21 protein-coding genes are annotated in these 20882 nt (G+C 38.2%); 12 read left to right on the forward strand and 9 right to left on the reverse strand.

Annotated elements, in window-relative coordinates; genetic code table 11:
• Positions 1-56 precede the first annotated feature (56 nt).
• On the forward strand, positions 57-524 hold the full coding sequence (locus IEX65_RS03940) for an Lrp/AsnC family transcriptional regulator (protein ID WP_188764706.1): 468 nt from the start codon (positions 57-59) through the stop codon (positions 522-524).
• 247 nt (positions 525-771) lie between these two features.
• Positions 772-1920, forward strand: a complete 1149-nt coding sequence (locus tag IEX65_RS03945; protein ID WP_188764707.1) for a cysteine desulfurase family protein — start codon at positions 772-774, stop codon at positions 1918-1920.
• Positions 1921-1986: 66 nt separating this feature from the next.
• On the opposite strand, the gene IEX65_RS03950 is transcribed toward IEX65_RS03945, so the two are convergent.
• The 3 genes from IEX65_RS03950 to IEX65_RS03960 all read right to left on the reverse strand — a co-directional run bounded on the left by IEX65_RS03950 (position 1987) and on the right by IEX65_RS03960 (position 7506).
• On the reverse strand, positions 1987-2673 hold the full coding sequence (locus tag IEX65_RS03950; RefSeq protein WP_188764708.1) for a DUF5662 family protein: 687 nt from the start codon (positions 2671-2673) through the stop codon (positions 1987-1989).
• A gap of 76 nt (positions 2674-2749) precedes the next feature.
• On the reverse strand, positions 2750-6082 hold the full coding sequence (locus tag IEX65_RS03955; protein ID WP_188764709.1) for a TonB-dependent receptor: 3333 nt from the start codon (positions 6080-6082) through the stop codon (positions 2750-2752).
• A 218-nt stretch (positions 6083-6300) separates the two neighbouring features.
• A complete protein-coding gene (locus IEX65_RS03960; protein ID WP_188764710.1) occupies positions 6301-7506 on the reverse strand; it encodes a bifunctional 3,4-dihydroxy-2-butanone-4-phosphate synthase/GTP cyclohydrolase II in 1206 nt (401 codons plus the stop codon).
• A gap of 103 nt (positions 7507-7609) precedes the next feature.
• Here IEX65_RS03960 and IEX65_RS03965 point away from each other — a divergent pair, with 103 nt between their 5' ends.
• Genes IEX65_RS03965 through IEX65_RS03980 form a run of 4 tightly spaced genes read left to right on the forward strand, consistent with a single transcriptional unit; the run spans position 7610 to position 10478 of the window.
• Positions 7610-8152: a GNAT family N-acetyltransferase gene (locus tag IEX65_RS03965; protein WP_188764711.1), complete on the forward strand. Its 543-nt coding sequence runs from the start codon at positions 7610-7612 to the stop codon at positions 8150-8152.
• Positions 8153-8205: 53 nt separating this feature from the next.
• Positions 8206-8712, forward strand: a complete 507-nt coding sequence (locus tag IEX65_RS03970) for a GbsR/MarR family transcriptional regulator (protein ID WP_188764712.1) — start codon at positions 8206-8208, stop codon at positions 8710-8712.
• 36 nt (positions 8713-8748) lie between these two features.
• Positions 8749-9570 carry a hypothetical protein gene (locus IEX65_RS03975; protein WP_188764713.1) on the forward strand — a complete coding sequence of 274 codons (822 nt, stop codon included), beginning with the start codon at positions 8749-8751 and terminating at the stop codon, positions 9568-9570.
• Positions 9571-9581: 11 nt separating this feature from the next.
• Positions 9582-10478 carry a TIGR01777 family oxidoreductase gene (locus IEX65_RS03980; RefSeq protein ID WP_188764714.1) on the forward strand — a complete coding sequence of 299 codons (897 nt, stop codon included), beginning with the start codon at positions 9582-9584 and terminating at the stop codon, positions 10476-10478.
• A 58-nt stretch (positions 10479-10536) separates the two neighbouring features.
• On the opposite strand, the gene IEX65_RS03985 is transcribed toward IEX65_RS03980, so the two are convergent.
• Positions 10537-11517 carry a UDP-glucuronic acid decarboxylase family protein gene (locus IEX65_RS03985; RefSeq protein ID WP_188764715.1) on the reverse strand — a complete coding sequence of 327 codons (981 nt, stop codon included), beginning with the start codon at positions 11515-11517 and terminating at the stop codon, positions 10537-10539.
• Positions 11518-11630: 113 nt separating this feature from the next.
• Positions 11631-12941, reverse strand: coding sequence for a UDP-glucose dehydrogenase family protein (locus IEX65_RS03990; RefSeq protein ID WP_188764716.1), 1311 nt, complete (start codon positions 12939-12941; stop codon positions 11631-11633).
• A gap of 446 nt (positions 12942-13387) precedes the next feature.
• Between IEX65_RS03990 and IEX65_RS03995 the strand changes: the two genes are divergently transcribed.
• From IEX65_RS03995 to IEX65_RS04010, 4 genes are all read left to right on the forward strand, one after another.
• Positions 13388-14032: a gluconate 2-dehydrogenase subunit 3 family protein gene (locus tag IEX65_RS03995; protein WP_188764717.1), complete on the forward strand. Its 645-nt coding sequence runs from the start codon at positions 13388-13390 to the stop codon at positions 14030-14032.
• A gap of 128 nt (positions 14033-14160) precedes the next feature.
• On the forward strand, positions 14161-15879 hold the full coding sequence (locus IEX65_RS04000; RefSeq protein WP_188764718.1) for a GMC oxidoreductase: 1719 nt from the start codon (positions 14161-14163) through the stop codon (positions 15877-15879).
• Positions 15880-16030: 151 nt separating this feature from the next.
• Entirely contained in the window at positions 16031-16735 is a 705-nt protein-coding gene (locus tag IEX65_RS04005) for a hypothetical protein (RefSeq protein WP_188764719.1), read from the forward strand.
• A 41-nt stretch (positions 16736-16776) separates the two neighbouring features.
• Positions 16777-17136, forward strand: a complete 360-nt coding sequence (locus IEX65_RS04010; protein WP_188764720.1) for a DoxX family protein — start codon at positions 16777-16779, stop codon at positions 17134-17136.
• A 42-nt stretch (positions 17137-17178) separates the two neighbouring features.
• On the opposite strand, the gene IEX65_RS04015 is transcribed toward IEX65_RS04010, so the two are convergent.
• The 4 genes from IEX65_RS04015 to IEX65_RS04030 all read right to left on the reverse strand — a co-directional run bounded on the left by IEX65_RS04015 (position 17179) and on the right by IEX65_RS04030 (position 18781).
• Positions 17179-17646, reverse strand: a complete 468-nt coding sequence (locus tag IEX65_RS04015; RefSeq protein WP_188764721.1) for a Dps family protein — start codon at positions 17644-17646, stop codon at positions 17179-17181.
• Between the two features lie 67 nt (positions 17647-17713).
• Entirely contained in the window at positions 17714-18205 is a 492-nt protein-coding gene (locus tag IEX65_RS04020; protein ID WP_188764722.1) for a ferritin-like domain-containing protein, read from the reverse strand.
• Positions 18206-18388: 183 nt separating this feature from the next.
• Entirely contained in the window at positions 18389-18583 is a 195-nt protein-coding gene (locus IEX65_RS04025; protein WP_188764723.1) for a hypothetical protein, read from the reverse strand.
• A gap of 45 nt (positions 18584-18628) precedes the next feature.
• The gene (locus tag IEX65_RS04030) at positions 18629-18781 is read right to left on the reverse strand and encodes a lmo0937 family membrane protein (protein ID WP_188764724.1); all 153 of its coding nucleotides are present in this window, start codon (positions 18779-18781) and stop codon (positions 18629-18631) included.
• Between the two features lie 243 nt (positions 18782-19024).
• On the opposite strand from IEX65_RS04030, the gene IEX65_RS04035 reads away from it, so the two are divergent.
• A complete protein-coding gene (locus IEX65_RS04035) occupies positions 19025-19942 on the forward strand; it encodes a YihY/virulence factor BrkB family protein (protein ID WP_188764725.1) in 918 nt (305 codons plus the stop codon).
• Between the two features lie 102 nt (positions 19943-20044).
• Positions 20045-20854: a TspO-related membrane protein gene (locus IEX65_RS04040; RefSeq protein ID WP_188764726.1), complete on the forward strand. Its 810-nt coding sequence runs from the start codon at positions 20045-20047 to the stop codon at positions 20852-20854.
• The last annotated feature ends 28 nt before the right edge of the window (positions 20855-20882 follow it).

Below are 20882 nucleotides of genomic sequence, written 5' to 3' on the forward strand. Positions count from 1 at the left end.
TTGAATAATTAAATAATTATACCTCAAAAATTATTAATTAATATAAAAGTTGACTTATGGTAAATGATAATATGTTGGATGAATACGATAAAAAAATTCTGATTCAACTCGAAAAAGATGGTCGAAAACCCTACTCGGAAATAGCCAAACACCTAAATATATCGAATACGATGGTTCATCAGCGAGTTAATCGCATGAAGAAAATCGGTATTTTGAAAGGTGCAGGAATTATCCTCGACGAACGCAAACTTGGCTACGAATGGAGTGCTTTTACTGGCTTAGTTTTGAAGGAAGACTCTGATTCTAAGCTAATTATAGAAGAGCTACGTAAAATTCCCGAGGTAACTGAGTGTTACTATATTACAGGTCAATACACGCTTTACATAAGAATTGTGGCAAAATCGAACGAACACATGAGAAGTGTGTTATATGATAAAATAGACCATATTGCAGGAATTTTAAAAACCGAATCAATGATTGATTTTGGAGCAGCCTTCAAGCGAAATGTAAGTGTAGAGCTGTAATTAGTCAACAGTCAGAGGTCAACAGTCCGCAGTAATTGTTGCACACCTTCAAGAAAGGCTATAAATTTTCACATTTTCAGCAGAAAGCCAAATAATATTCGCCTTAGTCTATCAAAACAGTGGGTTGTAATATTAAAAACCAAATATTATTTTTGTAAAATATAATAAAAAATTTGTAAAACGGAATGCCACTCGCAACCAATTATTGATTGCGGATAGACCATTCCCAACAAACTAAGCCTCTAAAATGCCTAAAATTTATTTAGATAATGCCGCCACAACTCGCCTTGATGATGAAGTTTTGCAGGCAATGTTACCCCTGATGACCGAAAACTTCGGTAATCCTTCATCTATTCACTCGCACGGGCGACAAGTACGCTCGGCTATCGAAAAGGCACGTAAGACCGTGGCCAGTCTGATTAATGCCTCTCCTTCAGAGATTTTCTTTACTTCGGGCGGTACGGAAGCTGATAACACAGCCATTACGGGTAGCATTGATACTTATGGTCTAAAACACGCCATTACTTCTCCAACTGAGCATCATGCGGTATTGCATACGCTTGAATATCTGGCAAAACAAGGCACAATTGAGTTAAGTTTCGTAAATCTTGATGAAAAAGGCCACGTTGACTTAGTGCATTTGGAGGAATTGTTAAGTACAAAACCACGAAGTTTGGTTTCGTTGATGCACGGAAATAATGAAATCGGTAATCTGATTGATTTAGAAAAAGTAGGCGAAATCTGCAAAAAATACAATGCCATTTTTCATTCGGATACTGTACAAACGATGGGGCATTATAAGCATGATGTACAAAATACGAAGATAGATTTTCTGGTTGGTGCTGCTCATAAATTTCACGGCCCAAAAGGTGTTGGTTTCTTGTATATCAATGCCGATAATAAGATTCATCCGTTTATTCACGGTGGTTCACAAGAACGCAATATGCGTGGCGGTACAGAAAACGTGTACGGTATTGTAGGTTTAGCCAAAGCTCTCGAAATAGCCTACAAAGAAATGGAGCAACACAAAACACATATTGAAGGCTTAAAAAGCAGAATGATTGAAAAACTGAAAGCCGCCATTCCTGACGTAAGATTCAACGGTGATTCGGATAATTTAGAGCGTAGCCTTTACACGGTTCTGAATGTAAGCCTTCCACCAAGCGAAGACAATGACATGTTACTCTTCAACCTTGATATTGCTCAAATTTCGTGTTCTGGTGGTAGTGCTTGTACGAGCGGCTCAGATGTAGGTTCGCACGTACTGGGGGCCTTAAACGTACAGCCAGAGCGTGGAAATGTTCGCTTCTCTTTCGGAAAATATAATACTGTTGAAGAAATTGATAAAGTAGTTGAAGTGGTAACTGGTTTATACGGGTCTGTTCCGAAGGCCTAACCCCTTTCTTGAACTTTTCTTTTGGTCTTACTCTCAGGTCTGACCAAAAGAAATACTTCGTATCTATTATCCTAAATACAACTTCTGCTCTTCCTTTCTGACCTTAAATCCCATCTTTGAAAGATAATCAGCTGTAAGATTGGCAGTATATGGATGCCATAAAAATTGTGGCAAGTTTTTGGGTAGCCATTCTTGAAAATTCGTACCGTAACTTATCGAAGCACCAATCCAATCGGCTATCATTTCACCCACATATATACTTGGCATAGGTAGAGGGGTTGTAGTCCCATTGCGTTCCACACTCAACCAATACTCAGGATGATGAGCATTCTGCAATTTATGATGATGCCACGCTCGTTGGAACAACGACTGGGTTGGCTTAGGATTCTTGAAATCGTGTACGGCATATCCGTAGGCCTCTTGAACTGAAAACTTGGAAAGGTCGTGTCTCCAAAGATTATACCTAAACTGCTCTACTGGGTCGTTTGGATGTGGGTTATCCGATAGGGATAGTAACTCTATAAACCATTTTTCTTTCAGGAAGTCCATTCCAGCTTTGCGAACTTCTATTTTATGAGGAATCACCTTATTGATAAAGTAATTTTCAACTAAATTCCAAACCTCATCATCTTCATAATCATGACTCTCCACATCAAAACGTTCGTATAATAAACGTACCAGTTTTTGTGCATCATGCTTGTTATCACAAAACAATGAAAAGATTTTTTGCTCAAAGATACGTCGTTTATTCATAGGTAATAGGGTTCGGATAATGCAAAAACCCCCACTAAATAGTGAGGGTTCTTGACGTAATTGATTCTTGGAAGAATTATTCGAAAATATAACGAATTCCGAATTGTCCTTGCCAAACGTTGTTAATATTAATACTTTTCACAAAAGCATCACGTAATAAGATAGTTGTTCCATCCACTACTTGAGTAGCCATACGGTAAGAAGGAACACCAGCAGCACTGATAGATGCTAAGCTCAACGGGTTTGTACCTGTTGTTGACATAGCAACACCCCACTTGTTGTTAAGAAGGTTACCTACGTTCAATACGTCAAAACGTAAACGAATAGTATTTTTCTTGCCTTTTTTGCCAGTAGCTACATAGAAATCTTGCTCAACTGTGAAGTCAAAACGAGTTAAAGATGGCACAGCAGCACCATTTCTTTCAGAGTACTGACCACGTTTTGTACTTAAATAAGGGTGATTGCTGATATATGTTTCAAAAGCTGTTGCTTGTTGCTCAGGCGAGAAAGTAACGGCTGTTGCACCCGAACCTACTGTCAATGCAGTAAAAGTAAGGTCTGAAGCTTTGTTTGGAACAAAGATAAGGTCGTTGTTTTGACCATCACCATTCAAGTCATTACCGTAAGTATAAGAAACCTTAAAGCCACTGTTTGAAACCATACCCAAAGTAAACATTGTAGAACCACCTAATTTACCACCATAGTTGATACGGTAGTTTACATAACCTACTAAACGGTGACGTAAGTCGTTATCTGACCAAGAAGGAGTTAAATAGTTTTGTCCTTGTACAGTTGGGATATTAGCTAATACAGTACTTGCAACCGACTGTAAGTCTTTTGCTTTAGAGTATGTATAACCAATCATTCCACTGAAACCTTTAGTAGCTGTCTTTTCTAATTTAGCTGTTAAAGAGTAAGAGTAACCTTCTTTTGTGTTAGTCAAGATAAATGCGTTTGTATTAGCAGCATTGATAAAACGAGCTGGGTTTACAGCATTTCCTGATAAACCAGAAGCAGGGAAACGGTCACGAGTATCTGGGCCAGTAAATTTAGTTGTTGGTGATTTTAAGTTACCATCAATATAACGAAGAGCCTGAATATTATCATTGTAGATACCTTCAACTGTACCGATTAAGCCCCAAGGTAATTTTTGGTCAATCGCTAAGCTGCTTTTCCAAATAATTGGGTTTTTAAGATTATCAGTCGATGCGTTGATTACATAAGCAGGAAGCTTAGTAATATCAGTAGTAGTTGGTTTGAAACGACTTGGGTCTGTTGTAAACGGATAAGCAGTTGTATTAGTAAAGTTTAATACCGCTGTATTTACACCATTATTACCCAATTGGTTCGAAACCAATACTTGTGGAATACGTGAAACGAAGATACCTGTACCACCACGGATTTGCGTGCTTTTATCTCCTTTTACGTCATAGTTAAAACCTAAACGAGGAGTTACGATTACCTTATTACTTGGGAATGCTCCAGTTGAGATTTTCAAATCAGCATTGTTCTCATCTTTGTAAGTTAAACCTGCTACAACTGGGTTATTGAAGTCTGTAGCGTATTTATCGTTATAATCAAATACATCTAAACGAACACCCGCTGTAACTTTCAAACGAGGATTAACAGAATATTCGTCTTGTAAGTAAGTTGAATATGTATTTTGTTTCAAAGTTTGTAAAGGCTCTCCACCGTCTGGTAACAATGAATAACGGTAGTTGAAACGTGCTACTGGAACTGGAGAAACTGCAAGATTTGGATTAGCTTTATAAGCCAAAGCAGCTGTTTTGAAATCAGCGATAGAGTTAAATACCCAAACACCATTCGACGCTGGGAAGAACACGTTGTTAGATTGGAATGCTTCGTAAGATAAACCAAAAGTGATATTGTGTTTTCCAGCAAAATAACTCAAGTTATTCGTTACGTTGAACGTAGAATAATTCAATTTGTTATTAGGCGTGAATGGGTCGAAACCTACTGAAGTATAAGTACTTCCTGCATTCAAAATATCAACTGTTGGGAAAACAGCAGTGCGGTAAGTACGGTCTTCGATTTGCTTATTATAAGTAGCAATTAAGTTGTTAGCAAATTTACCCTTGAAGTTAGAGTTTAATTCAGCTACAAACGAACGAGTATTATCTGCAATCTTGTAACCAGTATTTTGTGGTGATAATGCTAAGGCCGAGTTTGTACGGTTACCATTACCTGCTGTATTACTACTATTACTATTACTGATGATAGCATCTGAACCAGAATCGTGATGTGAATAACGCACTGATAATTTATGGTTGTTATTGATGTTATAATCTAAACGAACCAAACCTTTCTTACTATTAATTTCGTTGTTGAAACCATCAAGCTCACCAGCTTCCCATCCGAAGTTAGAGCTCATGAAACTTGCTAAATCTTGTAAGTCAGCGTAAGTAGTACGAGATACGTTACCAGTTGCACCAGAGCGGTTAGCCGACCATGTAAGTGCTGGTGTAGAGCTATTAAACATTTCAAAGTTAGCAAAAATAAACAATTTATCTTTGATGATTGGAGCTCCAACTCTGAAACCAAACGTTTTTTCGTTGATATTTACTGGTGGTAACTCTTTACCATCTGCTTTCTTACCAACCATGTCACTTCCTCTTGTGAGGTAATATACTGAACCAGTTACGTCGTTTGTTCCTGAACGAGTTACGGCGTTGATACCAGCACCCGCAAAACCTGATTGACGAACGTCAAAAGGAGCAATGTTGATTTGTACTTGCTCAATCGCATCAAGAGATACGGCAGTTGTACCAGTACGTCCACCTGCTTGTGATGAGCTACCTAAACCGAAACCATTATTGAAAACCGAACCATCAATAGTGAAGTTATTCAAACGGCTATCTTGACCAGCAAAAGAACGACCATTACTGTAAGCATTATATTTAGTAATGTCATCAATAGTACGACCAATAGTTGGTAAACTATTAACAGCATTTAAACCCAAAGTTGTAGAAGCACCCGTACGGCTCGATGAAATGATATCCGAACGTCCTGATGTAACTTTGATTTCATCAAGGAATGTACCTGCCTCATCTAATTTAACGTCAACGTTAGCAGCAGAACCTAAGCTGGTGATAACACCTTCTTTTACTGCTTCTTTGTAACCTACAAATGTAAATGTAACTTTATATGGTCCACCAACACGAACCGAAGGAAGTATATAACGACCCGCAGAGTTTGAAACCGTACCATATTTAGTACCTGATGGTACGTGAACTGCAACAACCGTTGCACCTGGCAAACCTTCGCCTTTAGCGTCTGCTACTAAACCGCTAATCGAAGAGGTTGTTACCTGTGCAAAGCCTTGAAAAGCAAAAAGAATCCCAACAAGTAGGCTGAGAGCCCCTCGCAAAAAAGTAAATTTTCGCATCATGTTTTTTTTGGAGTTAGAAATGTTTGAAGTAAAAATCATTAGTGGTTTTTAAATTTCCACAACAAAGGTCTTAAAAATTTTCTCTAAAAAAAACAAGCACCTATCCTTTTTATTTGGATAAGTGCTTGAACTACAAGTTTTTATAAGATTTTTAATGAAAAATATTGATAAAATTCAATTTCTAATCGTTAAGAAATTGTTATGCGTGCCTAATATTTTTAAGAACCCATAATTTTATGCCCCATTTTATCTCGTTTGGTTTGCAAATATGCAATGTTATGAGGATTTGCGGGTATCTCAATCGGAATCGAATCTATGATTTCTAAACCGTAGCCAATCAAACCCGCTCTCTTTTTAGGATTATTTGAAATCAATTTCATTTTTTTGATTCCTAAATTTCTCAAAATTTGAGCACCTACTCCATAATCACGTTCATCCATTTTGAAACCTAATTCGAGATTTGCTTCTACGGTATCACGCCCCATTTCTTGCAATTTATAGGCTTTTAGTTTATTCAACAATCCAATGCCACGTCCTTCTTGGTTCATGTATAGTATAACGCCTTTGCCTTCTTTCTCCACTAATTCCATGGCGGCATGAAGTTGCGGCCCGCAATCACAACGACACGAACCAAAAATATCGCCCGTTACACACGAAGAATGTACACGCACCATAACGGGTTCGTCTTCTTCCCAAGTACCTTTGATAAGTGCTAAATGCAGTTGGTCGTTATCAAGCTGGCGAAAAGCCACCATATCAAAATTACCCCATTCGGTTGGCATATTTACACCTATTTCACGCTTTATCAAAGATTCTTTTTCGAGACGATACTCAATTAAATCTTTGATACTCACTAATCTAAGGTTAAACTTCTTAGCAATTTCAAGTAATTGCGGTAAGCGTGCCATTGTGCCGTCTTCGTTGAGAATTTCAATCAAAACACCTGCGGGTTGAAGCCCAGCCAGAACGGCCAAATCAATAGCGGCTTCGGTGTGGCCAGAACGACGAATTACGCCACCTTCGGCTGCACGCAATGGAAAAATATGCCCTGGACGACCCAAATCCTCAGGTTTAGTGGCAGGATTTACGAGTGCTTGAATGGTTTTAGCACGGTCGCTGGCCGAAATACCAGTCGTACAACCATTGCCCAATAAATCGACTGAAACCGTAAAAGCGGTTTCGTGTTGGGCTGTATTTTTGCCCACCATCATATCTAATTCGAGTTCTTCGCAACGCTTACGAGTAAGAGGTGTACACATTAAGCCTCTACCCTCTTTCACCATGAAATTAACCATTTCGGGCGTAGTTTTTTCGGCAGCACATATAAAATCACCTTCATTCTCACGGTCTTCGTCATCAACAACGATGATTATCTCTCCATTACGAATTGCTTCGATTGCATCTTCTATGCGGTCTAATTTCATCTATTTGGTATGTTTATGTCTTTTTTCAGAGAACAGTTTTGTTGTACAAAAGATTTGCAAAGGTAAAGGAATTTAAAGAAATTGACTCAAAAATATAATTCCAATGAGTGAAGTAAAGATAAATAAAACCATGATTGTTCGGCAACTTGAAAGTACAGATTTTGACAACTTGCTCTTTTATTTAGAAAAACTAAGTGCCGCTACTCGCAGTAGATTTGCTCCTCATGCCTTTGATTTACCCACAATCAAGCTTTTTTATGCTACCGAAAGCCGCAACACAGGCTTTATCATCGACGATAGCTACTCAAAAGAAATCGTTGCTTATACTATCATTAAATTAGGTTATGTACCAAAAGATAAACTCAGACTTGAAGCCTATCAATTTCAGCTTCAACCAACAACCGATTGCACTTTTGCACCATCGGTGGCAGATGCGTGGCAAGGTAAAGGCTTAGGAAATCTCCTGTTTGACTTTATAAAAAATGATTTACGAAACAAAGGAATAAAACGAGTGATTTTGTGGGGAGGTGTGCAAGCCAGTAATGCAAAGGCCATCAATTATTATTCTAAACAAGGCTTTCGGACAATTGGAAAGTTTGTAAATAAAGGAATTGATAATTTTGATATGGTTTTGGAGTTGGAATAAAACAAACTTTCACAAATTCTTGGAAGTTTGTTTTTATTTATATATATTTGTGTATGAAAACAGATGAAATAAAAACACAGTTTGTTCAGGCATGGGGAGTACTTGGTACATCGTGGGGAATTAGCCGCTCAACCGCACAAGTTCATGCTCTTATGTTATTGAGTAGTTCGGAACTTAGTACTGAGGATATTATGCAACAATTACAGCTTTCGAGAGGTAATGTAAATATGGTTTTGAGAGAGCTTGTCAACTGGAATCTTATCTATAAACAAACAAAACCAGGCGATAGAAAGGAATATTTTATTGCCGAACACGATATTTGGCAAATTGCTACCCGAATTATTACCGAGCGAAAAAAGCGTGAGATTATGCCTGCTAAACAAACCGTAAAAGCCCTGCTTAACTCAACAACTGATGCCAAAGATAGCGAACAGGTACACATAAAAAATATGCTTACCGAACTCAATAGCTTTATCGAGCAGATGGATGCAATGAGCGAGTTATTATTAAAAGTAGAAAAGAACGCTCTTCTTAAAAATGTTTTGAAAATGATTAGTTAATTTTTTTATTACAAATTTTCATAAATTCCTGAAACTATGAGAACTTTAAATAACTACAAACTTCTAATTGATAAAGATTGTCCGATGTGTCAACTTTATGGAGGTGCGTTTGAAAAGACAGGCATGATTGAGCAAGGAACTTGCAGTCCGTATCAGACGATTGATACTTCAGTAAGCAATAGCGTTGACATGAACAAAGCACGTAACGAAATTGCTTTTTACAATACTCAAACCCAAGAAGCACTCTACGGCCTAGATGCTTTAGTGTATATAATTACCCATAGTTTCTCATTTCTAAAACCCATCTTAAAAAACATAGTTGTTGAGTTTTTTCTACGAAAACTATACAAATTCATCTCTTTTAATAGAAAAATAATTGCTCCGAGTTCACCACAACTCAATGAAAGAGTCTGCGTACCTGACCTTAACCTAAAATACCGATTCCTGTATATACTTCTTGTAGTTATAGCTTCTTCTACTGTTTTGTTTCATTTCACGAAACCGATTAATGAGTTTATGGGTTGGAAAAATCACTTAGGTAGAGAATTTTTGGTTTGTTTGGGGCAGCTTGTCTGGCAGAGTGTAATTTTATATAAACTTCCCAAAGATAAACTCCTTGATTATCTCGGCAATATGATGACGGTCTCATTGATTGGGACATTACTGCTTATTCCTATGCTCTTGATTAACAATCAACTACCACTTTTACATTTGGCATATTTTGGGTTGGTTGTAGGCTTCATGTTTTTTGAGCATATCAGACGATGTAAAATCTTAGACATTGGTTGGCTTCCATCTATTTCATGGCTGATTTATCGAGTTTTTGTATTATTCATTATCGGCTTTGTTATCCACTAAATACTAAAATCATGAAAATTATTATTGCAGGTGGTTCGGGCTTTTTAGGAAATGCCCTTGAAAAATACTTGATAGAAAAAAAGCACCAAGTAATTATTCTAAGTAGAAATCCAACTAAACAAAATCAGGTTTATTGGGATGCGAATAGTCTTGGAAATTGGGTTAGCGAATTGGAAAATGCCGATGCATTAATCAACATGACTGGTAAATCGGTGGATTGTAGATATAACGCGAGCAATAGAAAACAGATTTTAGCGTCAAGGATAAACAGCACCAATATTTTGCAGGAAGCTATTGACAAATGCAAGTGTCCTCCGAAAGTATGGTTAAATGCAAGTAGTGCAACTATTTATATTCATGCCGAAACCCAATTGATGGATGAAGAAAATGGTATCATTGGAGATGATTTTTCGATGAATATTTGTAAAGCATGGGAGGCCGCATTTTTCAAAAAAGAAAGCACCAATGTCAGAAAAGTCGCTTTGCGAACTTCTATTGTTTTAGGAAATGATGGCGGAGCTTTTCAAAAAATAAAGTCCATAAGTAGATTAGGATTAGGAGGAAAACAAGGACATGGTGAGCAAATGATGAGTTGGATTCATATCGAAGACTTTTGTAGAGCCGTAGAATATATCATTAACGATGAAAGCATCGTCGGGGCAATAAATATTACCGCTCCTGCACCTATCAAAAATACAGATTTTATGCAGCAACTAAGAAAGCTCATGAGCATTCCGTTTGGCATTTCATCGCCAGTTTTTATTCTGGAATTAGCAGCTATTTTTATTGGTACCGAAGCCGAACTCTTACTTAAAAGCAGAAATGTTTACCCTAAAAAACTTTTGGGGAGTGGGTTTAAATTCCGTTTTCCCAATATTGAATTGGCTTTTGATAATTTGCTGTCTTAATGAAAAGAAAAACCCTGTAAAACTTTAGGTTTTACAGGGTTTCCAAGAACTTATATTATTATTTCTTATTAAACTCACGGTGAGCAACTTCTTCGAAAAGTCTTTCTTTTGGTAAGTTTTTGAAATATTCGTAGGTAATCTTCAAGCCTTCCGCACGGCTTACCTTTGGCTCCCAACCTAAGATTTCTCTCGCCTTCGTAATGTCTGGTTGACGTTGTTTAGGGTCATCTTTCGGCAATGGTCTATGCACGATTTTTTGGTCTGTTCCTGTCAATTTGATGATTTCTTCGGCAAATTCATTCATCGTAATTTCTGATGGATTACCGATATTTACAGGGTAAGCATAATCAGAAAGCAGTAAACGGTAAATACCTTCTACTAAATCATCAACGTAGCAAAATGAGCGAGTTTGTGTACCATCACCAAAGATAGTGAGGTCTTCGCCACGCAATGCTTGCCCAATGAATGCTGGCAATACACGTCCGTCGTTGAGTCGCATTCTTGGACCATACGTATTAAAAATACGCACGATACGAGTTTCCAAACCATGATAAGTATGGTAGGCCATTGTCATGGCTTCTTGGAAACGTTTTGCTTCGTCATATACACCACGTGGCCCAACTGGGTTTACGTGTCCCCAATACTCTTCTGTTTGTGGGTGAACTTGTGGGTCGCCATAAACTTCTGATGTTGAGGCTATTATCACTCTTGCTTTTTTCACACGAGCCAAGCCAAGACAGTTATGAATACCTAACGAACCCACTTTTAGGGTTTGAATCGGAATCTTCAAATAATCAATCGGGCTTGCTGGTGACGCAAAGTGCAAGATATAGTCGAGTTCGCCAGGAACGTGAATAAACTTACTCACATCGTGGTGATAAAACTCAAAATTTGGATGCTTGAACAAATGTTCGATATTGCGTAAATCTCCCGTGATTAGGTTATCCATCGCAATTACATAATGTCCTTCTTTGATAAATCTATCGCAAAGGTGCGAACCCAAAAAACCCGCACCGCCTGTTATTAATACTCTTTTCATATACCCCCAACCCCTAAAGGGGAGTTTTTGTTTTAATATTTGTATGAAATTTTATCTTAGTTAACCACCTTTTATCTCCCCTTAGGGATAGTCCGCTACTGCGGTTAGAGGTTTTATTTCACAGTATCTCTACCAACTGAGAAATATGTGTAACCTAAATCACGCATATCTTTTAGTTCGTAAAGGTTACGGCCATCAAAGATAACTTTATTTTTGAGAGCTGCTTCCATTTTATCAAAATCTGGCGTACGGAATTCTGGCCATTCGGTCATAATCATCAAGGCATCTGCACCTTCAATGGCTTCGTATGGGCTTTTAGCGTATTTTACTTTTTTACCAACTACGCCACGTACGTTCTCCATCGCTTCTGGGTCATAAACAACTACTTTGGCACCTGCTTTACGCAATTCTTTGATGTTATATAAAGCTGGAGCTTCACGAATATCATCAGTGTGAGGTTTGAAAGCCAATCCCCAAAGAGCAATCGTTTTGCCTTTCAAATCGCCATCGAAATATGCCTTCACGTGTGGCATCATCTTGGTTTTTTGCTTCTCGTTTACTTTCATTACTGATTTCAAAATTTTGAAATCGTAATCAAACTCATTGGCAGTTTTTTCTAAAGCTTGTACGTCTTTCGGGAAACAACTTCCACCGTAACCAATACCAGCAAACAAGAAACGCTTACCAATACGGCTATCAGTACCGATACCACGACGAATATCATCTACGTTTGCACCTGCTTTTTCGCAAAGGTTAGCAATTTCGTTCATAAACGTAATCTTCATTGCCAAGAAAGCATTCGCTGCATATTTTGTCATTTCGGCCGAACGCTCGTCCATAAAAATGATAGGATTACCTTGACGCACCAACGGAGCATAAAGTTTTTCCATTACTTTTTTAGCTTTTTCAGAAGTTGTACCGATAACTACACGGTCAGGCTTCATGAAATCTTCAACGGCAACACCTTCACGCAAAAACTCTGGGTTCGATACAACATCAAACTCAACTTTTGCATTTTTGGCTACACGTTCACGTACTTTTTCGGCTGTGCCTACTGGTACTGTACTTTTATCAATAATTACGGCATAGTTTTCGAGCAATGGGCCAAGGTCATTGGCTACACCCAAAATATATTTCAAATCGGCAGAGCCATCTTCTCCTGGAGGTGTCGGCAATGCCAAGAAAATCACTTGTGCATCTTTGATACCTTCAGCCAAATTTGTTGTAAATTTCAAACGACCTTCTTTCGTATTACGGTCGAAAATCACATCTAAACCAGGCTCATAGATTGTTAATTTTCCTTTGCGAAGTTTCTCAACTTTACGCTCATCAATATCTACACAAGTAACTTGATTACCTGTTTCAGCAAAACAAGTACCCGTCACGAGTCCTACGTATCCTGTTCCTACTACTGCTATTTTCATAAGTCAAAAATTCCCAGCCCCAAAAGGAGAGTTTTATAGTTTAATCATTTGTTGGGGCATTTACAAACGACTGGATTTAATATTATTTGGTCTTTAATTTGTTGGCACAAATGTATAACTTTTTTTAGAAACAAAAATTTTATTCAAACAAAAAAAATAAAAATATTTTTCAAAAATACCCACTTAAAGAAGTAAACACCCGATTAAGTCCATTATTTTTAAATATAAATATCATTTTTTGCAAGCCAGTTAATGTATTAATTATAGTAAAAATTTAAGATTGCTATATTTCGTTTTTAGATATAGCAAAAGCTATACTTCACAATAATTTTGGAGATTTATCGCTATTAATAGAATTTTCGTTGGTTTTAGCTTGCATAGACAAGTTATTCTTTCGTAAATTCACCACTTAAATTATTTGACAATCCTAAAAAGAACATCAAACATTGAATAGAAGAGATGCGATACAAAGAGTTGCCTACCTGATGGGAGGTGCTTTGTCTGCCCCAACAATGATTGCGATGCTCGAAGGCTGCAAATCTAATACTGCAACCGAAGCCGCAACCTCTTTTGCCTTATCGACCGACTACAAAAGCTTGGTTGCCGAAATAGCCGAAATCATTGTTCCAAAAACAACAACTCCGGGAGCTAAAGAAGCGGGCGTTGGACCGTTTATTGAAATGATGTTGAAAGATTGCTACTCTGCTGCTCAACAAGAGCATTTTGTGAAAGGCTTAGATGCACTCGAAGAAGAATCTAAGAAATCAAACGGAGGTAAAAAGTTTTTGGAAAGTACGCCCGAACAACAAACGGCTGTATTGAAAAAATGTGAAGCTGCTGCCAACGATGAAGCAAAGAAAAATGAAAGTGCAAAGAAAATGGTGGACTCTGAAACTGGTCTAACGAAAGAAACTAAGGGTAAAACAGAAGCTCCGCCAACACCTTTCTTTAAAATAATGAAAGAATTGACACTTTTGGGTTATTTTACTTCAGAAGTAGGTTGCAAACAAGCATTAGCTTATGTAGAAGTACCAGGAAAGTACGAAGGTTGTGTAAAAATGACTCCAGGTCAAAAAGCTTGGGCGTTATAAAATAGCCAAAGGGTAGATAGTCAACTGTCCACAAAAAATTTGACTATTGTACCAATAATAACACCACTGTTAACCGTGGTCTGTGGAATATAGACTAACAAAATACTAAAAATAATCTATTCAATCTGATGAATATTCAAGGTAAAGAAAAAGAGAAAATGACTTACGACGCCATCGTTGTGGGTTCGGGGATATCAGGTGGCTGGGCTGCCAAAGAATTATGTGAGAAGGGCTTAAAAGTGTTGATGATTGAGCGTGGACGTGATATTAAGCACGTGGAAGGTTATGAAAATGCGATGAAAAATCCTTGGGATTTCCCACACCGTGGAAACATGGATAATATGGCTCGTGAACAATATTGGGCAAGTGTTCGTACGGGTTATACTGGCCGTGAAGAACACCGCAATATGTTTGAAAATGATAAAGAAAACCCTTATGGTGAGAAACGTGGATTCGATTGGATTCGTGGGTATCACGTAGGTGGTCGTTCGTTGATGTGGGGACGCCAAAGCTACCGCTGGAACGAGCGTGATTTCACGGCAAACCTCGAAGACGGTCACGGTATCGACTGGCCGATTCGTTATAAAGATTTAGCTCCGTGGTATAGCTACGTTGAGAGTTTCATCGGGGTAAGTGGTACAAAAGATGGCTTAGATGTATTGCCTGATGGTAACTACCAACCAGGTATGGAAATGAACTGTGTTGAGAAAGAATTTAAGTCGAGAATTGGAAAGAAATTTGGTGGTCGTGCCGTTACAATCGGTCGTACGGCTCACTTGACTGCTCCAACCAAAATCCAAACGGATTTAGGTCGTGCATCTTGCCAATTCCGCAATGCTTGTATGCGTGGTTGCCCTTACGGTGGTTATTTCAGTACACAGTCGGCAACTTTGCCAGCGGCCAATAAAACTGGTAATTTGACTTTAACTACCGATAAGATTGTTCACCAAGTAATTTTTGATGACGAAAAAGGTAAAGCAGTTGGTGTAAAAGCAATCGACCAAAACACAAAAGAAGAATACGAATATTTTGCAAAAATTATCTTCTTGAATGCCTCAGCCATCAACTCAGCGTGGATTATGATGCAGTCGAAGTCGAAAACTCACCCGAATGGTTTGGGTAATGAGTCGGACCAACTTGGACGTAATATCATGGACCACCACTTAGCAGTTGGTGCTTCGGGTACTTTCGAGGGCATGGAAGATATGTACTATTATGGCCGTCGTGCCAATGGTATCTACGTGCCTCGTTTTGCAAACTGGGGTAGCGACAAAAAACGTGATTTCGTTCGTGGATTTGGCTACCAAGGCGGTGCCAGCCGTGCAAGTTGGGGTCGTGGCGGACAGATGGACGGCTTCGGTGCTGATTTCAAAGAAGCAATGACACAAGTAGGGCCGTGGTCATTTAATATTGGTGGTTTTGGTGAAACTTTGCCAGATTCAAACAACCGCTTTACGCTTTCTGACAAAAAAGATAAGTGGGGCTTACCAGTTGTTGAATTTGATGCAGGTTGGGGCGAAAATGCCTTGAAAATGCGTGTAGCAATGATGAACGAAGCAGCCGAAATGCTTGATGCTGCGGGTATAAAAAATATTCAGACTTACGATGACCGTAGCAAAAACCCAGGTATCGGTATCCACGAAATGGGAACTGCCCGTATGGGACGTGATGCCAAGACTTCGGTTTTGAACGCCAACAATCAAGTTTGGGGAGCGAGCAACGTATTCGTAACTGACGGTGCAGCGATGACTTCGGCATCTTGCGTAAACCCATCGCTTACATACATGGCTCTTACGGCTCGTGCAGCAGATTTCGCTGTGAGTGAGTTGAAGAAAATGAATTTGTAATTGAGTCCATGAACGATGGAAAATAGACCATAGTTACAAAAAACAGCGAACTTGCCTTTTGATAAGTTCGCTGTTTTTTGTTTTAATAAAGTTTTTCTCAAATATTTGTATTACACAAGTTAGAAACTTGTGCTACAATACTGAAAAATTCATGCAAAAACGCCCCAAACGCCGCACTTATACGAAATATATCTTACTGGTTTTCTTGCTTGTCTCGGCGGCGGTGTATGGGTATTTTATGAAACGCACACCCATTTTATGGGGGTATCATACGTTTTATTTTACACCTAAAAAATATAGAAATACGCTACATCAATTGACTAATGAACGTAAAGAGTTAGCTTCTAACAGTGATAATCTGAGTAAAGTATTTATTCGTCAGTTTTGTACTTTACTGCCTTTTTGGTACGGCACTCGTTATTCGTTTTATGGGCAGACCGAAACCCCAGGCAAAGGGAAAATTGCCTGTGGCTATTTCGTGACAACGGTTTTGGAAGATTTGGGCTTAAAAATCGAACGGAATAAACTCGCACAGTTGCCTTCGGAAGAAATGATAAAATCGCTCGTTGAAAAAGAGTCGATACGTAGGTTTAGTCAATATACTATTACTGATTTTTTGGCGGGTGTTCGAGAAACTGGCACTGGGCTTTATGTGGTCGGGCTTGATACGCACACGGGATTTCTGCTCTACCAAAACAACGAAATGCGTTTTATTCATGCCAGTGGTAGGTTTCCGTATGCGGTCGTAAATGAGCGAGCCAAAGATTCTATCATTTTGGGTAAATCGAATTACCGAATCGTCGGGAAATTGAACGATGATGAAAAGGTTTTGCAGAATTGGTTGTCGAACCAATAGTAAACGCTATATTTAACGATACAATCCTAAAAACCGTTCCTATGAAAAACCTAAAACTCATCCTGACTTATCTTTTCGGTACTTTTTTGATTTTTGGTGGCATCAATCACTTCATCAAACCCGAAATGTATGCTCCTTTTATACCTGATTTTCTGCCAAGTTTGGCCATTAATTATCTAACTGGAATCGCAGAAATTGCGGTGGGTGTGGGTGTTTTTATTCCTCGTTTTCGCTCAATGGCTACACTCGGAATCTTGATTATGATGCTGGTGTTTTTGCCGCTTCATATCTTCGATGTCTTCAAAGAAAATCCTGCCATCGGTAGCCATCAAGCGGCTTTGATTCGCCTACCTTTGCAGTTTGTATTGATTGCATGGGCGTGGTATATCCATAAAAAATAGCTTCCTATACTAAATAGAAAGCTATTGATATATGAGGGTGATTTATTTCAAGAATGAGCGTATCATCCAAGCCATTTTTTCGTGTTTTGCCAAAACTCCCGTCAAGAAATCAGTTGTTACGGGGTCTTTCAAGTCGGCAATATCATCAATGTCTTTACGGATATTCTTGCAAAGAGTCTCTTGGTCGGCTAAAAGTACTTTCATTTGTTCGGTCTGATGCTCATTGTACGGGCCTTCGGTCAGGCGAGTGACCGACAAAAACTCTTTCATTGTGCCAATTGCCTGATACCCCAATTGAGTGATACGTTCGGCAATTTCATCAATGGTTTCGGTCAGAATTTCGTAATGAGATTCATAGAACTTGTGTATTTCCATAAAACTTGGCCCAGTGATATTCCAATGGTAATTGCGAGTTTTGATGACCAATACGTGTTCGTCGGCCAATAATGTCGATAAAATGTCAGTTATTTTTTGGCTTTCGCTTTTGGGTATTCCAATACTTGCTTGCATGAATTTAGTTATTTTAAAGATGATTGATAAGGGTATGTGCGAAATTGAGTTTCGTCAGAAACTTTACTCATTGAGTAATATCTAAAGCCGCAATTTCAGATTTAGTGTCGGTATTGGCTTTCATCAATGACCTAATAATATCCAAAGATTCGGCAATAATTGTTCGTTGTACGATTAATAAAGCCCGCAATGGCTCGCTAAGTTCGTTCATTTCTAAAGCCAAATCATAAGCCTTGATGGCTTGGGTATCACCAAACTCGCACGAGTTTAAGATTGTGTGTCGATTTTTAGAGCTAAGTGCAGCTTTGAAATCCAACCAAACTTGATGTACTTTTCCTAAGAACGTACTCGAAGTGCTTGGCTCGCCACCAAGTTTTACGACATATTCGGCCAATGATTCAGCAAAACCATCGCTTTCGTTGATAATACTACCAAATAATCCTTGTAGGTCTTCCTGAGTTACATCGCTTATTGCTTTCTTGTAGCCATCAATTCTACTGTGATTGATTTCTATTAGCTCGTTGAGGGTATCTCTGAGCGTGTCGTGTTGCGTTTTCATGGTATTTATTAAATTTAAAAGTTGTGTACCCAAAATTTAGTACATAGTAAACTAAATGCTTATAATCTTTATGTCCTATTTCCAGAGGAGAACAGCCACAAAAACCTTTTTGGCATTTAGTTTACAATGATTTCAATATAGAAAACCGATGATTTGAAGCATAGCAGAAGCCAGTCTTATACATCAGGCGTGAACTTGCTTTATACGAGTAAAGTTGTGTTTGATTTTTTTCAAGTAGTCAACTTTTTGTTTGTATTCTGAGTTCATATTTTTCACTACTCCAGAACTAAACGGGCTAAAGTGTTCTGAAAAGAAAATCAGCGAAAATGAGGTTAATAAACCCGCTACTAAAAATCCGATTAGAATGACAGTTTCCATAGTTTCAATTTGTTTTAGTGAATAAATATGAACTACTCTTTAGTTTTAGATTTTGCCCTTGCGTATCAATCCAACTAAGAAAGATATGATGGCTAAAACCAATAAAATATGGATAAGCCCAGAAGCACTATAAGCAAAAGCTCCGATGAGCCATCCAATAACTAAGATTACGGCGATGATATACAAGATTGAACGCATAGTTGTAATAGTTTTTAATGGTTTAGAATATTTATAACTGTGTTTTGATTGTTGTATTTACTGATAAAATATTTATTCCATTGATTATGAGGCAGAAAGCTGGGGAAATATCAAGCATGAGCTTCTATTTTGTGGAAAATTTTGCCCATTTATGCTATTGGTATAAAATTTTGTTTTAAAGTACTGAGGCTTTTATAAAAGCTCAATGAGGTTTTGATTTACCTATTTATATATCAGCATTTTATGAAATATCTTAGACTTATAAGAAATACTTTTGAGGGCTTTATGAATGATAATGCCTTTAAGTTAAGTGCTTCGTTGTCTTATTACACTTTGTTTTCGTTGGCCCCGATGATACTCATCTTTTTGTCGATAGTTGGCTTTTTCTACGGACAAGATGCCATTAGAGGGCAACTTTATGGACAAATAAATGGTCTTATTGGCAAAGAAGCCGCTCTACAAGTGCAAGAAATGGTGCAACACGCTCAGCTATCGGGCAAAACAGGTTTTGCGGGAGTAGTTGGGGTAATTATGCTTTTTATTGGTGCAACGGGAGTTTTTGCAGAAATCCAAGATTCTATCAATCTGATTTGGTCGCTGAAAGCTAAACCCAAAAACGGAATCGTCAAGTATTTAGTTAATCGTTTTTTGTCATTTTCGCTGATTGTGTCTTTCGGTTTTTTGTTTATCGTTTCGTTGTTGGTCAATACATTGCTCGATGCTTTCAGCCAACGCTTATCGGTATATTTCTCAGAAACAACGGTTTATATATTTACCGTTATTAATTTGGGGGTTATTTGGATTGTGATGACAGTCTTATTTGCGATAATATTTAAAGTGCTGCCCGATGGAAAAGTGGCAAATAAGGATGCTTTGATGGGGGCTGGCGTAACGGCCATGCTATTTATGGTTGGAAAATACGTGATTGGATTTTACTTAGGACAATCGAATATATCCGACATTTACGGGGCGGCTGGTTCGGTCGTAATCTTGCTTACATGGGTGTATTATTCATCAATGATTTTATACTTGGGAGCAGAGTTTACGAAGGTTTATGCCATAGAGTTTGGCGAAGGAATAAAGCCTGCATCTTATACTGTTTTGATAAAGCAAACTGAAATTGAGGCTACTCAAAAAAATGTTGATACGATTGTAAAATAAGTTATTTAGTTGATTTTTAGTTAGTTATATTTACTGCGAACTGGAAGCGGCTGAGCGTCGGCCGCCGTCGCTCGGTTCGCTCCACAAAGAAAAAATAAAATTATGGATTCGATAGCAAAACAAATAGGTGTAAAAACCTTACAGATACTCAATTGGGGCTTTTTTGTAGCAATGGTAGCCACCAATTACTTGGCCAATGCCCTGCCATTTAATGATAAAACCACCAAACAACTTTCTGACCAATACCCAAATCTTTTTGTGCCTGCGGGCATCACGTTTTCGATTTGGGGAATAATCTATATCATGCTATTTATTTTTTGCGTGAAACAGAGCAAAAACTTATTTAGTAAAGTTCCCGACCCATCAACCAATGCGTTGGTTGATAAAATCGGCTTACGATTTATTGTGAGTTGTATCCTGAATATGTTCTGGATTGTATATTGGCATTTCGAACATTTGTTCTTTTCGGTAATCATCATGCTTTCGTTATTGATAACACTCATCGACATTGTTCGTAGAATTGATTATCTTAGTAAAAATCATGAAATCAATATTCCGATGATAGCAAAGGCTGCCTTTGGTACTTATTTAGGCTGGATTTGTATTGCTACGATTGCCAATATCACTGCCGTATTAGTATTTTTTGGCTGGGGAGCTTTGGGTCAAAGCGAAACTTTTTGGACTTGCTTGATGGTATTAATCGGAGCATTGATTGCCAGCTGGGCACTCAATAAACTCAACAATGCTTTTATCGGAGCGGCAGTTTTGTGGGCATTTGTGGGCATCCTCATTCAGCGAATCGGAGCAACGGAATACCACCGTTTTATAGTCTGGATAACGGTTTTTGCCATTATCATTGTCAGCACAAGTCTTATCATAGAAACTACGAAGGCGGCATTCCGTAGGACTTAAAAAATTACCCTGCAAAGCAGCAAAAGCT

It is taken from the genome of Emticicia aquatilis, assembly GCF_014644295.1.
GTDB classification, from domain to species: domain Bacteria; phylum Bacteroidota; class Bacteroidia; order Cytophagales; family Spirosomataceae; genus Emticicia; species Emticicia aquatilis.

What these genes read in the sequence shown, in the direction of transcription:
- IEX65_RS03945 (WP_188764707.1), top strand. Translation starts at nt 772, where the DNA reads ATGCCTAAAATTTATTTAGATAATGCCGCCACAACTCGCCTTGATGAT.
- IEX65_RS03960 (WP_188764710.1), bottom strand. Translation starts at nt 7,506, where the DNA reads ATGAAATTAGACCGCATAGAAGATGCAATCGAAGCAATTCGTAATGGA.
- IEX65_RS04015 (WP_188764721.1), bottom strand. Translation starts at nt 17,646, where the DNA reads ATGCAAGCAAGTATTGGAATACCCAAAAGCGAAAGCCAAAAAATAACT.
- IEX65_RS03975 (WP_188764713.1), top strand. Translation starts at nt 8,749, where the DNA reads ATGAGAACTTTAAATAACTACAAACTTCTAATTGATAAAGATTGTCCG.
- IEX65_RS04000 (WP_188764718.1), top strand. Translation starts at nt 14,161, where the DNA reads ATGAATATTCAAGGTAAAGAAAAAGAGAAAATGACTTACGACGCCATC.
- IEX65_RS04005 (WP_188764719.1), top strand. Translation starts at nt 16,031, where the DNA reads ATGCAAAAACGCCCCAAACGCCGCACTTATACGAAATATATCTTACTG.
- IEX65_RS04035 (WP_188764725.1), top strand. Translation starts at nt 19,025, where the DNA reads ATGAAATATCTTAGACTTATAAGAAATACTTTTGAGGGCTTTATGAAT.
- IEX65_RS03980 (WP_188764714.1), top strand. Translation starts at nt 9,582, where the DNA reads ATGAAAATTATTATTGCAGGTGGTTCGGGCTTTTTAGGAAATGCCCTT.
- IEX65_RS04010 (WP_188764720.1), top strand. Translation starts at nt 16,777, where the DNA reads ATGAAAAACCTAAAACTCATCCTGACTTATCTTTTCGGTACTTTTTTG.
- IEX65_RS03985 (WP_188764715.1), bottom strand. Translation starts at nt 11,517, where the DNA reads ATGAAAAGAGTATTAATAACAGGCGGTGCGGGTTTTTTGGGTTCGCAC.
- IEX65_RS03970 (WP_188764712.1), top strand. Translation starts at nt 8,206, where the DNA reads ATGAAAACAGATGAAATAAAAACACAGTTTGTTCAGGCATGGGGAGTA.
- IEX65_RS04025 (WP_188764723.1), bottom strand. Translation starts at nt 18,583, where the DNA reads ATGGAAACTGTCATTCTAATCGGATTTTTAGTAGCGGGTTTATTAACC.
- IEX65_RS04030 (WP_188764724.1), bottom strand. Translation starts at nt 18,781, where the DNA reads ATGCGTTCAATCTTGTATATCATCGCCGTAATCTTAGTTATTGGATGG.
- IEX65_RS03965 (WP_188764711.1), top strand. Translation starts at nt 7,610, where the DNA reads ATGAGTGAAGTAAAGATAAATAAAACCATGATTGTTCGGCAACTTGAA.
- IEX65_RS03940 (WP_188764706.1), top strand. Translation starts at nt 57, where the DNA reads ATGGTAAATGATAATATGTTGGATGAATACGATAAAAAAATTCTGATT.
- IEX65_RS04040 (WP_188764726.1), top strand. Translation starts at nt 20,045, where the DNA reads ATGGATTCGATAGCAAAACAAATAGGTGTAAAAACCTTACAGATACTC.
- IEX65_RS03990 (WP_188764716.1), bottom strand. Translation starts at nt 12,941, where the DNA reads ATGAAAATAGCAGTAGTAGGAACAGGATACGTAGGACTCGTGACGGGT.
- IEX65_RS03950 (WP_188764708.1), bottom strand. Translation starts at nt 2,673, where the DNA reads ATGAATAAACGACGTATCTTTGAGCAAAAAATCTTTTCATTGTTTTGT.
- IEX65_RS03955 (WP_188764709.1), bottom strand. Translation starts at nt 6,082, where the DNA reads ATGATGCGAAAATTTACTTTTTTGCGAGGGGCTCTCAGCCTACTTGTT.
- IEX65_RS04020 (WP_188764722.1), bottom strand. Translation starts at nt 18,205, where the DNA reads ATGAAAACGCAACACGACACGCTCAGAGATACCCTCAACGAGCTAATA.